14 protein-coding genes and 1 riboswitch are annotated in these 15,615 nt (G+C 72.3%); of the genes, 9 read left to right on the forward strand and 5 right to left on the reverse strand.

Going from position 1 to position 15,615, the window contains the following annotated elements:
- The first annotated feature begins 16 nt into the window (after positions 1 to 16).
- Positions 17 to 541 (forward strand): SMI1/KNR4 family protein, encoded by a 525-nt coding sequence (locus tag ABZ693_RS19785; RefSeq protein WP_359878718.1) that lies wholly within the window; start codon positions 17 to 19, stop codon positions 539 to 541.
- Positions 542 to 565: 24 nt separating this feature from the next.
- Here ABZ693_RS19785 and ABZ693_RS19790 read toward each other — a convergent pair whose 3' ends face one another.
- Positions 566 to 1,243: a TetR family transcriptional regulator gene (locus ABZ693_RS19790; protein ID WP_359878720.1), complete on the reverse strand. Its 678-nt coding sequence runs from the start codon at positions 1,241 to 1,243 to the stop codon at positions 566 to 568.
- 34 nt (positions 1,244 to 1,277) lie between these two features.
- Between ABZ693_RS19790 and ABZ693_RS19795 the strand changes: the two genes are divergently transcribed.
- From ABZ693_RS19795 to ABZ693_RS19810, 4 genes are all read left to right on the forward strand, one after another.
- Entirely contained in the window at positions 1,278 to 1,637 is a 360-nt protein-coding gene (locus ABZ693_RS19795; protein ID WP_359878722.1) for a fibronectin type III-like domain-contianing protein, read from the forward strand.
- A gap of 313 nt (positions 1,638 to 1,950) precedes the next feature.
- Positions 1,951 to 2,113, forward strand: a riboswitch (cyclic di-AMP (ydaO/yuaA leader).
- A gap of 4 nt (positions 2,114 to 2,117) precedes the next feature.
- A complete protein-coding gene (locus tag ABZ693_RS19800; RefSeq protein ID WP_359878724.1) occupies positions 2,118 to 2,828 on the forward strand; it encodes a transglycosylase SLT domain-containing protein in 711 nt (236 codons plus the stop codon).
- A gap of 97 nt (positions 2,829 to 2,925) precedes the next feature.
- Positions 2,926 to 3,543, forward strand: coding sequence for an RNA 2',3'-cyclic phosphodiesterase (gene thpR, locus ABZ693_RS19805; protein ID WP_359878727.1), 618 nt, complete (start codon positions 2,926 to 2,928; stop codon positions 3,541 to 3,543).
- A gap of 174 nt (positions 3,544 to 3,717) precedes the next feature.
- Entirely contained in the window at positions 3,718 to 5,556 is a 1,839-nt protein-coding gene (locus ABZ693_RS19810) for an ABC transporter ATP-binding protein (protein WP_359878730.1), read from the forward strand.
- Between the two features lie 65 nt (positions 5,557 to 5,621).
- Here ABZ693_RS19810 and ABZ693_RS19815 read toward each other — a convergent pair whose 3' ends face one another.
- Entirely contained in the window at positions 5,622 to 6,275 is a 654-nt protein-coding gene (locus tag ABZ693_RS19815; RefSeq protein WP_359878733.1) for a class I SAM-dependent methyltransferase, read from the reverse strand.
- 694 nt (positions 6,276 to 6,969) lie between these two features.
- Between ABZ693_RS19815 and ABZ693_RS19820 the strand changes: the two genes are divergently transcribed.
- The 3 genes from ABZ693_RS19820 to ABZ693_RS19830 all read left to right on the forward strand — a co-directional run bounded on the left by ABZ693_RS19820 (position 6,970) and on the right by ABZ693_RS19830 (position 10,771).
- Entirely contained in the window at positions 6,970 to 8,382 is a 1,413-nt protein-coding gene (locus tag ABZ693_RS19820) for a family 2B encapsulin nanocompartment shell protein (protein WP_359878735.1), read from the forward strand.
- A 160-nt stretch (positions 8,383 to 8,542) separates the two neighbouring features.
- Positions 8,543 to 9,868, forward strand: coding sequence for a family 2 encapsulin nanocompartment cargo protein terpene cyclase (locus ABZ693_RS19825; protein ID WP_359878737.1), 1,326 nt, complete (start codon positions 8,543 to 8,545; stop codon positions 9,866 to 9,868).
- An 18-nt stretch (positions 9,869 to 9,886) separates the two neighbouring features.
- A complete protein-coding gene (locus ABZ693_RS19830) occupies positions 9,887 to 10,771 on the forward strand; it encodes a geranyl diphosphate 2-C-methyltransferase (protein WP_359878740.1) in 885 nt (294 codons plus the stop codon).
- 77 nt (positions 10,772 to 10,848) lie between these two features.
- Here the strand turns inward: ABZ693_RS19830 and ABZ693_RS19835 are convergent, their stop codons facing one another.
- Positions 10,849 to 11,229, reverse strand: a complete 381-nt coding sequence (locus ABZ693_RS19835) for a hypothetical protein (RefSeq protein WP_359878743.1) — start codon at positions 11,227 to 11,229, stop codon at positions 10,849 to 10,851.
- Between the two features lie 13 nt (positions 11,230 to 11,242).
- Complete coding sequence (locus ABZ693_RS19840) at positions 11,243 to 13,750, reverse strand: ATP-dependent Clp protease ATP-binding subunit (RefSeq protein ID WP_359878746.1); 2,508 nt, start codon at positions 13,748 to 13,750, stop codon at positions 11,243 to 11,245.
- Positions 13,751 to 14,082: 332 nt separating this feature from the next.
- On the opposite strand from ABZ693_RS19840, the gene ABZ693_RS19845 reads away from it, so the two are divergent.
- Positions 14,083 to 14,952 (forward strand): inositol monophosphatase family protein, encoded by an 870-nt coding sequence (locus ABZ693_RS19845; RefSeq protein WP_359878748.1) that lies wholly within the window; start codon positions 14,083 to 14,085, stop codon positions 14,950 to 14,952.
- Between the two features lie 59 nt (positions 14,953 to 15,011).
- Here ABZ693_RS19845 and ABZ693_RS19850 read toward each other — a convergent pair whose 3' ends face one another.
- Positions 15,012 to 15,596, reverse strand: coding sequence for an SRPBCC domain-containing protein (locus tag ABZ693_RS19850; RefSeq protein ID WP_359878788.1), 585 nt, complete (start codon positions 15,594 to 15,596; stop codon positions 15,012 to 15,014).
- Positions 15,597 to 15,615 lie beyond the last annotated feature (19 nt).

Raw genomic sequence — 15,615 nt, forward strand, 5'->3', positions numbered from 1 at the left:
CAGCGAGGGGTGCGGGATGGCGACGGGACTTCCGGAGATCGTGGAGCTGCTGGGCGAACCCCGGTTCAACTGGTCGGATCCGGCGCCATGGACCGAACTGGAGCGGGAGTTCGGGGTCGGACTCCCCGCCGACTTCCGCGCGATCGTGGACGCCTACGGATCGGTCCTCGTCAACGGGCAGCTGTATCTGATCCATCCGGCCGGCCATCTCCTGCACAGCCTGGGCGACACGATCCGGCGGGACCTCGAACTCTGGCGCGACGAGGACATGGTGGAGTATCTGCCCAGCGCCGTCGGGTCCGCGCCGGGGGAGCTGATGCCGGTGGCGACGGCGACGACGGGCGAGGCGGTCTTCCTCCGCGTCCCCGACGACGCCGCGTCGCCCTGGCGCGTGGTGGTCCAGGAGTTCGACAGCCCGGCGTGGACGCTCTACGAGCTGACGTTCGGCGAATGGCTGCTGGCGTATCTCCGGGGCCGGGACGTGACGTTGTGCGTACGCGATCGCGCGCCCGACGGTCCGTCGTACACGTTCCTGCCCTGACGGCCAGGCGCGCGCCGAGGGCCGTCAGCGGCTCGTGGCCCTCGCCTCCGCCCCGCGCGCGGGAGTGTGCGCGGCGAGGATCGTGGCCGGGTCGAGGGCCGTGTCCGGGTCCACGCCCTCCGGGTCGTACAGCCAGGCGATCATGACGCCGAGGCCGACCGCGACGACCCAGTCGGCGGCCCTCGCCGCGTCGGGCACGCCGAGTTCCGCGAGGTGGGTGGTCAGACCGCGCCGCGCGGTGGCCGGCCGGTCGGTCATGAAGGCGTGGGCGGGGTGCGACGGTACGGTCGCCTCGCAGACCGGCACCGCGTCGGCGGCCGTCCGCCACCGGGGGCGGGTCGTGAGGTGGCGGGCCCACGGCTCGGCGTCGGCCTCGGTGACGAGCGTGGTCAGGACGAGGTCCAGGAGGGCCTGCTTCGTCGGGGCGAGGTGCACGAGCGCCGCCCGCGTGATCCCCGCCTCGTCGGCCACGGCCTGCACGGACGTCTCGTAGGAGCCGTGCAGGGCGTAGAGGTGCGAGGCCGCCGTGACGACGGCGGCCCGTTTCCCGGAGGTCCCCAGGCCCGACGCATCCGACGCGTCCGGTGCGTCCGGTGCGTCCGGTGCGTCCGACGCGTCCGAGGTGGCGCTGTCCGGCGTACGGGCCGGCGAGCCGCCGGGCGCGGCGGGCGCGGTCGCCCCGTCCCCGGCGGCGGACGTCACCGCGAGCGTCTCGTCCTGTTCGAGGTGCGCGGGGATGCCGATCTCGCCGGGGAAGGAGAGGGAGAGGATCTGCGGTCCGTCCCATCCGGCGACGAGCCGGGTCAGCTCCCGCCCGGCGCTCTGGCCGGCCGGGTCCGCCGTCGTCCGCGCGGAGGCGGGCACCGACACCACGATCACGATCGACCTCGCGCCGCGCGCCTTCCAGTACTGGTCGGTGCCGGAGCGGGCGTGGATCACCGAGCCCGGCCGGTACGCCGTACGCCGTACGCCTGGGCACCGGCGTCGACGCGCTCGGCGAGGAGCTGATCGGCGCGCCGGCGCGGCCGGCCGGGGAGTGACCGCACCGCCGCCCGGCCCCGCACATCCCGTCCCACCTGCCGCGCCACCGGCCTGACGGTGGGGCGAAAGGGTGTAAATCGGTCAATGTGCTGTTATTTCCATAATGGGTGGATTGGAAGCTTGGTCTGCCTTGGGGTTATTGCGCCCGGGAGTGATTCAGGTCACGACGAGGGGTGGGTCGGGGACGCTGGTGCGCCGTCAATTCGAGCCTCGCGAATAGCGATTGACGGCATGCCGGTTCCGGGCGGAATGATCCTTTACGGAGTTCCGGAATAGACGATCTTTACGATCTCTTTCCATCTTGTTTTCGGTCTTTGTTTTCGCATACGGTCACGCCTCAGCCAGACGGAACGCCGAGTCCTGCCGCCGTTTGGACATCACCCACCCACCACCCGGCAGGAGCGGGGGACCCAGGTTCTCCGCCGGCTCCGGTGTTCCCGGATCCGGCTTGGGGTGAAGCCGCGCCACGGCGCGGCCGGGCATCTCCTGCCCGAACCCGACAGCTCACCTCGTAGGCGGAGGAGAGGACAACGCCATGCGTGGATCCCGGACGCCCCGACGCGCCCTGTTCACCCCGCTCACCCGCGGAATCGCCCTGGCCGGCGGCATCGCCGTCGCCCTGCCGCTGATCGGTGCCACGGCCGCCGTCGCGGCCACTCCGCAGGCCTCGACGCTCGCGACCAAGACCGTCGCAGTCGAAAAGGCGGCGGTCACGGCCGCTCCCGTCCGGTATTCCGTCGTCGCCGGCGACTCGCTTTCCGCCATTGCCGCGAAGTACGCGGTGCAGGGCGGCTGGCAGAAGGTCTACCAGGACAACAAGGTGGCCATCGGCGCCGACCCGATGCACATCCGCCCGGGCCTGACCCTCAACGTCGCCCCCGCCGTCGCGAAGGCGGCCACGACCGCCGTGAAGACCGTCGCGTACACGAACAACCTCGACGGCTGGATCCGCGAGTCGCTCGACATCATGAGCCGCAACGGGATCCCCGGCACGTACAACGGCATCTACCGCAACGTCATGCGCGAGTCCTCCGGCAACCCGCTGGCCATCAACAACTGGGACATCAACGCCATCAACGGCATCCCGTCCAAGGGCCTGCTCCAGGTGATCGACCCCACCTTCCGCGCCTACCACGTGGCCGGCACCGCCCTGGACTCGTACGACCCGGTCGCCAACATCACCGCGGCCTGCAACTACGCCGCCGACCGCTACGGCTCCATCGACAACGTCTTCGGCGCCTACTGACGGCCCCCGCGCCCCGCACCCGCCGCTCCGGCCCCGGATCCACGTGATCCGGGGCCGGAATGGACCGCGCGGCACGCGACAAGGTACGAAGTCCTCCGTGAACGCACAGCCCCAGGCCGCGACCGTTCGGGTGTTCATCGCCCTGGCGCCGCCCGACGAAGCGAAGGACGAACTGGCGCGGGAGCTCCGGCCCGCCTACGAGGCGTACCCCGCCATGCGGTGGAACCGCATCGAGGACTGGCACATCACCCTGGCCTTCCTCGGTGAGCTGCCGATCGCGGCCGTACCGCTGCTGCAGCCCCCGATCGCCGGGCTGGCCGCCACCCGCGGCGCCCTGGAACTGACGCTGCGCGGCGGCGGCCACTTCGACGAGCGGGTGCTGTGGACCGGCGTCGACGGCGACCTCGACGGACTGCACCTCCTCGCCGAGGACGTACGCGCCGCCGTACGCGCGTGCGGCATCCCCTTCGAAGGCCGTCCGCTGCGCCCGCATCTCACCCTGGCCCGGGCCCGCCGCGGCGACACGGGCTCCGTCGTGGAGGCCGCGGCCGGCCTGGCCGGCTTCACCGGCCGGAGCTGGCGGACCGGGCGACTGCATCTCGTCGGCAGCAACACGGGCCGCGGCCCGGGACCGATCCACTACCGCGACATAGCGGCCTGGCCCTTCGCCGGCACGGAGATCACGGACCACGCCCCGCACCCGGACGCCGGGTGACCCCGGCCGGGTAGCCCCGCGCCCCCGCATCCCCTCCCTCCCCGCCCGTCACCCCTGATCACCGGCCGGATCGCGTCGTCCGCGCCCGCCCGGTGGAAAAACGCGTGGACCCGCGCGCCGTCGGGGCGGAAGACTGCGGACCCTGTCCTGTCGGTCCGACAAAACAGGGTTGGGATGGGATTGTCTGAATCACCGCGAGTGACCCCCGGCAAAGGCGCGGTCCTGCTCGCCCTTCGTCACTACGGACGGGAGCTGGCCCGGCTGCGCCGGCTGACCGTACCCGCGATGCTGCTCCCGGCGCTGGGCAACATCGGCATCGCCTACCTCGCGCCGCTGATCGTCGCCAAGGTCGTCGGGCGGATCGCCGGCGACGGCGGCGCGGACTCCGGCGTCGGCGCCCTGCTGCCGTACGTCCTCGGGTTCGCCGGGGTGCTGCTGCTCTCCGAGGCGCTGTGGCGCGTCGGACTGCACTGCCTCAACCGGCTCGACGCCCTCGGCATCGAACACCTCTACATCGTCGGCATGGACGAACTCTTCGCCAAGGACGCCACGTTCTTCCACGACAACTTCGCCGGCTCGCTGACCAAACGCGTCCTCAGCTTCGCCTCCCGCTTCGAACAGTTCGTCGACACCCTCACCTTCAGCATCATGGGCAGCTTCGTGCCGCTCGTGTTCGCGTCCGTGGTCCTGTGGATGTACGAACCGCTGCTCGTCGTCGGCCTGTTGGCGATGATCCTGCTCACCGGGTTCGGCGTCGCCCCGCTGGTCCGCCGCCGCCAGGCCCTGGTCGACCGGCGCGAGGCGGCCATCGCCCATGTCGCGGGTCATGTCGCCGACAGCCTGACGAACATGGACACGGTCCGCGCCTTCGCCGCCGAGAAGCGGGAGGCGGCCGAACACCGCAGCCGCGTCGCGGAGTCGAGGCGGGTCACCCTGATGGCCTGGGACTACGGCAACCTGCGCATCGACACCCTGGTCGCGCCGATGTCCGTGCTCACCAACGTCCTCGGCCTGGTCCTGGCGATCTCCCTCGGCGCGGGCGCCCACGGCGTCGAGGCCGTCGTCGTCGCCTTCACCTACTACGGCAACGCCACCCGGATCATGTTCGAGTTCAACCAGATCTACCGGCGCCTCGAAAGCTCGATGACGGAGGCCGCCCAGTTCACCGAACTGCTCCTGACCCCGCCGACCGTGTGCGACCCGGAGTCGCCCGAACCGCTGCGCTCCCGGTCCGGCGACGTGCGGTTCGAGAAGGTGGGCTTCGCCCACGGCGGCGGCGAGCCGCTCTTCGAGGGCCTCGAACTGGACGTGCCGAACGGGACGAAGATCGGGCTCGTCGGCCGGTCGGGCGGCGGCAAGACCACCCTCACCCGGCTGCTGCTGCGGATGACGGACGTCGACACCGGCCGCATCCTCGTCGCGGGCCAGGACATCAGCCGTATGACCCAGGCCGACCTGCGCGGGATGATCGCGTACGTGCCGCAGGAACCGGCCATGTTCCACCGCACCCTGCGGGAGAACATCGCCTTCGCCCGGCCGGACGCCACCGAGGCCGAGATCGGACGGGCGGCGGAGGCGGCGCACGTCACCGAGTTCGCGGACACCCTCCCCGACGGCTTCGAGACCATGGTGGGGGAGCGCGGGGTGAAGCTCTCCGGCGGCCAGCGCCAGCGGGTCGCGCTCGCCCGGGCGATCCTGCGCGACGCGCCCATCCTGCTGCTCGACGAGGCGACCAGCGCGCTGGACTCGGAGAGCGAGATCCTGGTGCAGGACGCGCTGTGGCGGCTGATGGAGGGCCGGACGGCGCTCGTGGTGGCGCACCGGCTGAGCACGGTCGCCGGGATGGACCGGCTGCTCGTCCTCGACCGCGGCCGGATCGTCGAACAGGGCACGCACCAGGAGCTGTTGACGGCGGACGGCTCCTACGCGCGGCTGTGGCGGCACCAGTCGGGCGGCTTCATCGACAGTGCCCGCGCGGACGACGGCGCCCCGGCGGGGGCCGACGTGCGCTGAGCACGCCGGCCCCGGGCCGGTCCGCGCCCGGGGCCGGTCCGCCCACCGGGGGTGTTCCGATACCGCTACGCCGTGCCCCGGCGCGCGTAACAGAAAACGTGCTCCTCCGGGGCCGCCGCGGGATCGTCGGGCTGGAAGACCGACGTCTCGTGGTGGTGGATCTCCAGGCCGCAGTCCTCCCGCAGTTGCCGCAGGTACTCCTCGGCGGAGACGCTGGACACCCGGGCCCGCCGGCCCATCCAGACGATCTCGGCCTCCGCCACGTCCGCCGGCACCGTGGCGCTCACCAGCCAGCCGCCGGGCGCCAGGCAGTCCGCCATGCGGCGCAGCGCCGCCGCCGCCTCCGGCCGGCTCATCATCAGCAGCGGGAAGAACGCGCACACGGCGTCGAACCCGCCCGCGGGCGGCTCGAAGTCGTGGATGCCGATCTGCTCGAAGCGGGCCTCCGGCACCTGCTCGCGGGCCAGGCCGACCATCGTCGCCGACACGTCGATGCCGGTGACCTCGCAGCCGGCCCGGACGAGCAGTTCGGCGACCGGGCGGCCGGTCCCGCTGCCGACATCGAGGACCCGGGCGCCGGGCCGCAGCCGGGCGGTCAGCCAGTCGACCGCCGCCCGCTGGGCCGGCAGCCGTCCGAACGCCTTCTCGTAGTCGAGCCCCAGCCCGTCGAACAGCTCCGCCGCCGACAGCACGCCCTGCTCGGTGTCGTCTTCCCGCATCTCCGTGGCTCCCTGCGCAGTGTGATGATCACCGGCGCCTTACCCGCCGTACGGGTGTTTCAGTCGGCGTGCACCGAGGGATCTCGCGACACGACGTCTACCGAGGGTGACGGATCGAGGGTGACATCGGGAGGGCGCGTGCTGACGTCGCGAGTCGACGGATTGACGGAGGGGGGCGCTCCGGGGGTCCGCGGCGTCCGGTGGCCGGAAATGTCGTCTCCCTGTCCGGCTCACCCGGTCGGCCGTCGGCGCGCGACGGCGCCCGTGCGACCGCCGGGCACGTCGTCCACCTGCGCAGGTGTCAACTCGGTTGGTTCCGCGCCCGGTTGCCAGGGGTGTGCGAGGCGCCATCACACGCCGGGCGCGAGGGGTGGCCGGTGGCGTGAATATGGTTGTCCGCCCATTTAAACCTGCGACTTCGCAAGATCACCGCATTGGGGTAATGCACCCGGTCTCGTCACACGAGCGGGGATAGCCGACCGTTACTGTTCCTCAGGACCTGGGACGGATTTCCCCGAAATTGTCCCCGTATCTCCATGTTTCCGCTGTTCCCGCAGTTCCTGGCATTCCCTCGCAGTTCCCGTGGGTCTCCCACGGCTCCGCGGCTTCCGCGGAGCCGGGAGTACCCGCAGTCCCCGCATGTCCGCAGCACCGCACTTCCGCATGTCCTCTTCCCCCAAGGAGCGCACGCCCCATGACCGTTGAGACCGGCCCGGACACCGCGCTGCAGCCGTCCCGGCCGCAGTCCAGCCTGAGCACCACGGCGGCCCGCAACCTCGCCACCACCACCAAGTCCGCCCCGCAGATGCAGGAGATCACCTCCCGGTGGCTGCTGCGCACGATCCCCTGGGTGGAGACCAAGGGCGGCACCTACCGGGTGAACCGCCGGCTCAGCTACACCGTCGGCGACGGTGTCATCGAGTTCGTCCAGGACGGCGCCACCGTCCACGTCATCCCCCGCGAACTCGGCGAACTCGCCCTGCTGCGCGGCTTCGAGGACGAGGAGGTGCTCTCCGAGCTCGCCCGCCGCTGTGTCCAGCGCGACTTCCGCGCCGGCGAGGTCCTGGTCGAGCGCGGCACCCCCGCCGACCAGATCCACCTGATCGCCCACGGCCGGGTCAGCCAGACCTCGTCCGGCAAGTACGGCGACGAGGTGGCCGTCGCGGTCCTCGCCGACGGCGACCGTTTCGGCGAGAACGCCCTCCTGGACACCGACGCCCAGTGGGACTACACCGCCACCGCCGAGACCCCCGGCACCCTGCTCACCCTCTCCCGGGCCGACTTCGCCGCGGTCCGCGACGCCTCGCCCAGTCTCCGGGAGCACATCGAGGAGTTCAGCTCGCTGCCCCAGCAGCGGCAGAACCGCCACGGCGAGGCCGAGATCGCCATGTCCGCCGGCCACGTCGGCGAGGCCGAACTCCCCGGCGCCTTCGTGGACTACGAGCTCAAGCCGCGCGAGTACGAGCTGTCGGTCGCGCAGACCGTCCTCAAGGTCCACAGCCGGGTCGCCGACCTCTACAACGGCCCGATGGACCAGACGAAGGAGCAGGTCCGGCTGACCATCGAGGCGCTGCGCGAGCGCCAGGAGCACGAGCTGGTCAACAACCCCGAGTTCGGTCTGCTGGCCAACGCCGACTTCAAGCAGCGCATCCAGACGCACTCCGGCCCGCCGACCCCGGACGACCTCGACGAGCTGCTCTGCCGCCGCCGCGGCACCAAGCTCTTCTTCGCCCACCCCCGGGCGATCGCCGCGATCGGCCGCGAGTTCAACTCCCGCGGGCTCTACCCGGACCACGTCGACCTCGGTGGCCAGCTGGTCCCGGCCTGGCGTGGCGTCCCGATCCTGCCCTGCAGCAAGATCCCGATCAGCCAGGAGCAGACCACGTCGATCCTCGCCATGCGTACCGGCGAGGACAACCAGGGCGTGATCGGTCTGCACCAGACCGGCCTCCCGGAGGAGCTGGAGCCGGGCCTGTCGGTGCGCTTCATGGGCATCAACGAGCAGGCGATCATCTCCTACCTCGTCACCGCCTACTACTCCGCCGCCATCCTCGTGCCCGACGCGCTCGGCGTGCTGGAGAACGTGCAGATCGCCCGCAGGAACTGACCCGGAAGGCGCCAGGGCCCCGCAGGCCTGACACCAGGAACCCGCGGGCCTCCGGGCCCTTCGCGGGCCCCCGGGCCCGTCCGGCGCGGAACCGTCCGAAGGCCGTACCGGCCCGGGCGGACCGGGCCGGGCCCCCACCCACCCCAGCAAGGAGCCACGGATGCCCGATCCCGGGCCTTCTTCCGGGCAGTCGCGCCTGCCCGGCCCGCCGACCGCTCTGTTCCCGCTCACCGGGACGACGCCCGAACCCGGGCCGGCCCCCGGATCCGTACCCGAGACCGGTTCCGTCCCGCGGGACGGTGCCGGAGCCGGGACCGTACCGGGGGCCGGGTACGCCGACGCCCCGGCGCCCGCCGGTCCCGACCTGGCCCGGATCCTGCGGGGACCCAGCGGTCTCGGCACGGCGAGCCTGTCGCTCGCCCCGCGCGCGGAGCCGTTCGCGCCGGTGGTGTCGGTCGTCACCGAGATCCCGGCGGCGCCGGCCTCGCTGCCGGTCGACCCGGCGGACGGGACCCCGATCCCGGGTCTCTACTACCACCCCATCGCCGAACCCGACCCCGCGCGGGTCGAGGAGGTCAGCCGCCGGATCAAGGACTGGGCGGTCGACGAGGTCCAGGCGTACCCCCCGGAGTGGGAAGACCAGTTCGACGGCTTCTCCGTCGGGCGCTACATGGTCGCCTGCCACCCGGACGCCCCGACCGTCGACCACCTCATGGCCGCCACCCGGCTCATGGTCGCCGAGAACGCGGTCGACGACTGCTACTGCGAGGACCACGGCGGCTCGCCGATCGGCCTCGGCAGCCGGCTGCTCCTCGCGCACACCGCGCTCGACCCGCTGCACACCACGCCGGAGTACCAGCCGGCCTGGGCCGAGTCGCTGCACTCCGACGCGCCCCGGCGGGCCTACCGCTCCGCCATGGAGTACTTCACCGCGCTGGCGTCGCCCTCCCAGGCCGACCGCTACCGGCACGACATGGCACGGCTGCACATGGGTTACCTCGCCGAGGCCGCGTGGGCCGAGACCGAGCACGTACCCGAGGTGTGGGAGTACCTGGCGATGCGCCAGTTCAACAACTTCCGCCCCTGCCCCACCATCACCGACAGCGTCGGCGGCTACGAGCTGCCCGCCGACCTGCACGCGCAGCCCGCCATGCAGCGGGTGATCGCCCTGGCCGGGAACGCGACGACCATCGTCAACGACCTCTACTCCTACACCAAGGAGCAGAGCAGTCCCGGCAAGCACCTCAACCTGCCCGTGGTGATCGCCGAGCGCGAGGGCATGTCCGAGAAGGACGCCTACCTGAAGGCGGTCGAGGTCCACAACGACCTCATGCGCGCCTTCGAGGCCGCGGCCGGCGAACTGGCCGCCGGCTGCCCCGTCCCCAGCGTGGCGCGCTTCCTCAAGGGCGTCGCCGCCTGGGTCGACGGCAACCACTACTGGCACCAGACCAACACCTACCGCTACACCCTTCCCGACTTCTGGTAAGAAACGGAACCTTCATCTGTGACCAGCACCGAGTTCACCACCGCCGACGGCACGTGCACGTTCGTCCCCGCGCCGACGACCCCCTACCAGGGGGACATCGCCCGCTACTGGAACAACGAGGCCAGGCCCGTGAACCTGCGCCTCGGCGATGTCGACGGGCTCTACCACCACCACTATGGCGTCGGTGAGATCGACCGGGCGGCTCTCGGGGACCCCGCGGACAGCGCTTACGAGAAGAAGCTGATCGCCGAGCTGCACCGGCTGGAGTCGGCGCAGGCCGACATCCTGTTCGACAGCCTCGGCGCCATCGGGCGCGACGACCTGCTGGTGGACGCGGGCTGCGGCCGCGGCGGCTCCATGGTCATGGCCCACCAGCGCTTCGGCTGCAAGGTCGAGGGAGTCACCCTCTCCGCCAAGCAGGCCGACTTCGCCAACGGACGCGCCAAGGAACTCGGCATCGAGGGTCACGTCCAGGCCCGGGTCTGCAACATGCTCGACACCCCCTTCGAGACCGGGCAGGCCGCCGGCTCGTGGAACAACGAGTCCAGCATGTACGTCGACCTGCACGACCTGATGGCCGAGCACGCCCGCATCCTCGGCGTCGGCGGCCGCTATGTCACGATCACCGGTTGCTGGAACCCGAAGTACGGCCAGCCCTCCAAGTGGGTCTCGCAGATCAACGCCCACTTCGAGTGCAACATCCACTCGCGCCGCGAGTACCTGCGTGCCATGGCCGACAACCGCCTGGTGCCGAACGCCATCGTCGACCTGACCGCCGCGACCCTGCCCTACTGGGAGCTGCGCGCCACGTCCTCGCTGGTCACCGGCATCGAGGAGGCGTTCATCGAGTCGTACAAGGACGGCTCGTTCCAGTACCTGCTGATCGCCGCCGACCGCGTCTGACGGACGGCCCCACGGCCCGCCCGCCGCGTACCTCCCCCAGGGGTACGCGGCGGGCGGCCGTGCGCGTACGCTCCGGATCACACCGCGTCCCGGCGCTCGTACAGCCCCTTGGGCAGCAGGCCGCGCAGGGCCCGCGCGGCGGCCTCGGGCGCGGGGTCGGACACGGACACCCGGCTGAACGGCGCGCCGGGCGCCAGCTCCAGCCACAGCACCGGACCGCCGGCGCGGACGGCGACGAAGTCCGTACCGTCCGGGCCGTGCCGGACCCCCACGCACCGGCCCGGCAGCCACCGTCCGGGCCCGGCCTCGCCGCGCAGGACCCGCCACCAGTCGGGCTCGACCCCGACCCGGCGCAGTGCCGAGCCGGGCAGCCGGACCGTACGGCGGCGCGCGGCCGGCACCTCGCCCGGGCCGAGCCGGACCGTGATCCGCTCGCCCTCGACCACCACTCGCGCCATCGGCCGTCCCTCCTCAGGCCGCCCCGGGCGCTTCTGCCGCCTCGGTCTTGCGGATCGAGCAGTGCAGGGAGTCGTCGACGACGTCCGCGACGATCGTGTCCCCGGGCTCGGCGCCGCCGCCCAGCAGCAGCGAGGCGATCCGGTTGTCCAGCTCGGTCTGGATCGTGCGGCGCAGCGGCCGGGCCCCGAACTCCGGCTGGTAGCCGTGCGCGACCAGCAGTTTCTTCGCCGCCTCCGTGACGTCCAGGGTCATGCCCTGCGCGTGGACCCGGTGCTTGCTGCGGTCCAGCAGATGCTCGACGATCTCCGACAGGTCGGACTCGGTGAGGCTGTGGAAGACGATGATGTCGTCGATCCTGTTGAGGAACTCCGGCAGGAACCGGCCCCGCAGATCCTCCATCAGCTCGTCCTTCAGCTCCGCCGCGTCGCCCTGGTGGGCGAGGATCCGGTGGGCGCCGATGTTCGACGTCATGATGACGACGCAGTGCCGGAAGTCGACCGTGCGGCCCTGCCCGTCGGTCAGCCGTCCGTCGTCGAGGATCTGCAGCAGCGTGTTGAAGACGTCCGGGTGGGCCTTCTCCACCTCGTCGAACAGGACGACGCTGTACGGGTGGCGGCGCACCTTCTCGGTGAGCTGGCCGGCCTCCTCGTACCCCACGTATCCGGGCGGCGCGCCCACCAGCCGGGCGACCGTGTGCTTCTCCTGGAACTCGCTCATGTCGAACCGGATCATCCGGTCCTCGTCGCCGAACAGCAGCTCCGCGAGCGTCTTGGCGAGCTCGGTCTTGCCGACGCCGGTGGGGCCGAGGAAGAGGAACGAGCCGACCGGGCGGTTCGGGTCGCCCATGCCCGCGCGATTGCGCCGTACCGCCTCGGAGACCGCCGTGACCGCCTCGTCCTGGCCGACGATCCGGGCGTGCATCTCCTCCTCCAGCTTGAGCAGCCGCTCCTTCTCGCTGGCGGTCAGCTGGGAGACCGGGATGCCGGTGCGGCGGGACACGATGTCGGCGATGTCGCCGGCCGTGACCGAGACGACGCCCTCGCGCCGCTCCTCGATGCCGGCCAGCTCGCCCTCGACCTCGGCGATCCGCTTCTTCAGCTCCGACGCCTTCTCGAACTCCTCGCCCGCGACCGCCTGGTCCTTCTCCCGGCGCAGTTTGGCCAGTTCGTCCTCGCGGCTGACGACCTCGGTGGAACGGCCCGCGCTGCGCAGCCGGACCCGGGCGCCGGCCTGGTCCATCAGGTCGATCGCCTTGTCGGGCAGGAAGCGGTCGCTGATGTACCGGTCCGAGAGCCGGGCCGCCGCCGCGAGCGCCCCGTCGGCGAACCGGACCTGGTGGTGGGCTTCGTACGCGTCCCGCAGCCCCTCCAGGATCTGCACGGTCTCCTCGACCGTCGGCTCGGGGACGAGGACCGGCTGGAAGCGGCGTTCGAGGGCGGCGTCCTTCTCGACGTGCTTGCGGTACTCGTCGATGGTCGTGGCGCCGACGACGTGCAGCTCGCCGCGGGCGAGGGCGGGCTTGAGCATGTTGCCGGCGTCCATCGAGCCCTCGCCGGTGGCGCCCGCGCCGACGACGGTGTGCAGTTCGTCGATGAAGAGGATGACGGAGCCGCCGGCCTCCTTGACGTCCTCGATGACCTTCTTGAGACGTTCCTCGAACTGGCCCCGGTACTGCGCCCCGGCGACCATCCCGGACAGGTCGAGGGAGACGACCCGCTTGTCCTTGAGGGTGTCGGGCACCTCGCCGGCCACGATGCGCTGCGCGAGGCCCTCCACGATCGCGGTCTTGCCGACGCCCGGCTCGCCGATGAGGACGGGGTTGTTCTTGGACCGCCGGGACAGGATCTCGACGGTCTGCTCGATCTCCTCGGACCGGCCGACGACGGGGTCGAGCTTGCCCGCCTTGGCCTCCTCGGTGAGGTCGCGGCCGTACTCGTCGAGCGTGGTGGCGGGCTGCCGGGGCGCGGCGGGCGCGCTCTCGGGGCGCGCGGACTGGTCCGCGACCCCGCGCAGCTTCTGTACGTCGAGGTCCTCGGCCCGCAGGAAGCGGGTGGCGCCGGAGTCGGCGTCGGACAGGAGCGCGCCGAGGATGTGCTCGGGGCCGATGTACGACACGCCGGCGGCCTGCGCGTAGGCGTGCGCGGCGGCCAGCGTGCGCTTGGCGGCCGGGGTGAGACCCGGTTCGGACGAGGGCTCGCCGGACTCCCGGGGCAGCACCTCGGCGATCTGGCCGGCGAGCTTCTCCGGGTCCACCCCGGCCCGGTCCAGGATCCGCCGGGAGGGTTCGACCTGGGTGGCCGCCCACAGCAGATGCTCGGTGTCGAGATCGGCGGTGCCGTCCTCGACCGCGCGGCGGGTCGCGAGGCCGATCAGCTCCCGGGACGACTCGGTGAGCAGCCGCCCGATCGGGACGCGCTGGACGGCGGGTGGCGAGGACGCCGGTGACATCCCGAAGAATCGGTTCAGCAGGTCGCCGAACGGGTCGGAGGAACCGAAGGGGGAACCGAACGCCATCGACATCTGAAGCTCCTGATGGGGAGGGAGGCCGCCCACCACGGACCGTCCACGGGGGTGGGGCACCTCCACTCAAACCCGGCGATCCGGACCCCGCAAGCGGGGCTCATACGTCGTGCTGACGGCGCCCGCCACCCGGCCGGGCCGCACCGGCGGGCCGCGGGCGAGCGCGGGGCCGGGGCGGGCGAGCGGGGCGCGCCCTGTGAGCTCGGCGCCTGTTTGGTGTCAAGTGGCAACTGTGTACGGGGAGTTCGTGCCCGCTCAGACAAGGGTTCAGCGTGTCGTCGATGGGAGTGCCAGGCATATACCTCGGGGAAGAGCGGCGCTAGCGTGGCGGCATGATCAACACTTCCGCTTCCCTTCACCATGCCCGTGACCTGTCCTCCGCCAGTGACGCCGAGGTGGCCCTCGCCGCCGCCCGGGCCGGCGCCGACGTCGTCCGCGAGCTCTACGGCCGCCGCCTCGACCGTATCGACAAGGGCGGCGGCGACTTCGCCACCGCCGCCGATCTCGCGGGCGAGCGGGCGATCCTGGCCGTGCTCCGCGCCGCCCGGCCCGACGACGGCGTGCTCGGCGAGGAGGGCGGCGAGCAGGGTGCCGCCGGGGCCGGGCGCCAGTGGTTCGTCGACCCGCTGTGCGGCACGCTGAACTACGCCTCCGGCACCATGGTCGCCGCCGTCAACGTGGCCCTGCGCGGCGGCGCCGCCGCCGTCGCCGACCCGTTCGGCGGCGAGGTGTTCTGGACCGACGGCCAGGTGGCCCGGGTACGCCACGACGGCGATGACACCCCGCTGGAACCGTCCGCCGCCGGACGGCTGGTGGACGTCAACCTCGACGCGCCCTTCCCGCACGCGCCCGGCTTCCGCGCCGTGGAGCTGCTGGCCCACCCCCGCTTCGGCCCAGGGTTCCGCCCCCGGGTCGTCTCCTCCTCGATGGCCGTGGCGTGGGTCGCCGCCGGCAAGCGCGCCGCGTACGTCACGGACGGCGGCGACCTCGCCGACAGCGTGCACTTCGCCGCCGGCATCGCGCTGTGCCGGGCCGCCGGGTGCGTCGTCACCGGCATCGACGGAGAGCCGCTCGGGCGGCCGGGCCGGCCCGGCCGCGGACTCGTGGCCGCCGCCGACCAGCGGACCCACGACGAACTGATGGCCCTCATCCGGGACCTGCCGGGGAGCCCGGCCCTCCCCGGTCACGGTCACGCGGGCTGACGTCGCGGCGGGCGCCTCCTGAAAGGGCGCCCTACGGGCGTGCCTACGGGTGGGCGTGCCTACTGGGCGGGCGCGCCGGTGTAGAACGCGACCGTCGCCGCCGTCGTCGACTCCACCGTCCGCGGATCCGCTCCCGCCGCCGCGTACGCGGCACCCCACGCCTCGCCCGCGTGGGTGAGGAAGGCCCGCCCCTCCGCGGACGCCTCCCACGCGGTCGCCTCGGCCCGGCCGAGCGTCGCGCCCGCGACATGCCGGGCGAGCGCGTGCAGGGCCATGTCCCAGCCGACGCCGGCCGCCCCCGGACCGTAACGCTCCCGGAACTCGGGGGACGCGACGGCGACATGGTCGAGTTCGAGGACGGTACGGGCGGGGCCCGCCGGAGTGAGCCGGACGGTGACCTCGCTCAGCCCCGGGTCGGGGCCGAACAGCCAGGAGAGCCGCAGCCGTTCGGGCGCGACGCACTCCAGGATCTCGCCGGCCGCGTTGCCTTCCAGGCGGTAGTGCCCGCCCGGGGCGAGCTCGCCGCTGACCGGCAGGAACCAGCGGCCGAGCCGGCCGGGGGAGGTGAGCGCGTCCCACAGGTCGGCGGCACCCGTCTCGTACGTACGGCGCAACAGCACCGTGTCGGCGGTGCCGTCCGGCACCTCGCGAGTGCCGACCTCG

Origin of the sequence: Streptomyces laurentii, assembly GCF_040635425.1 — a bacterium.
GTDB classification, from domain to species: domain Bacteria; phylum Actinomycetota; class Actinomycetes; order Streptomycetales; family Streptomycetaceae; genus Streptomyces; species Streptomyces laurentii.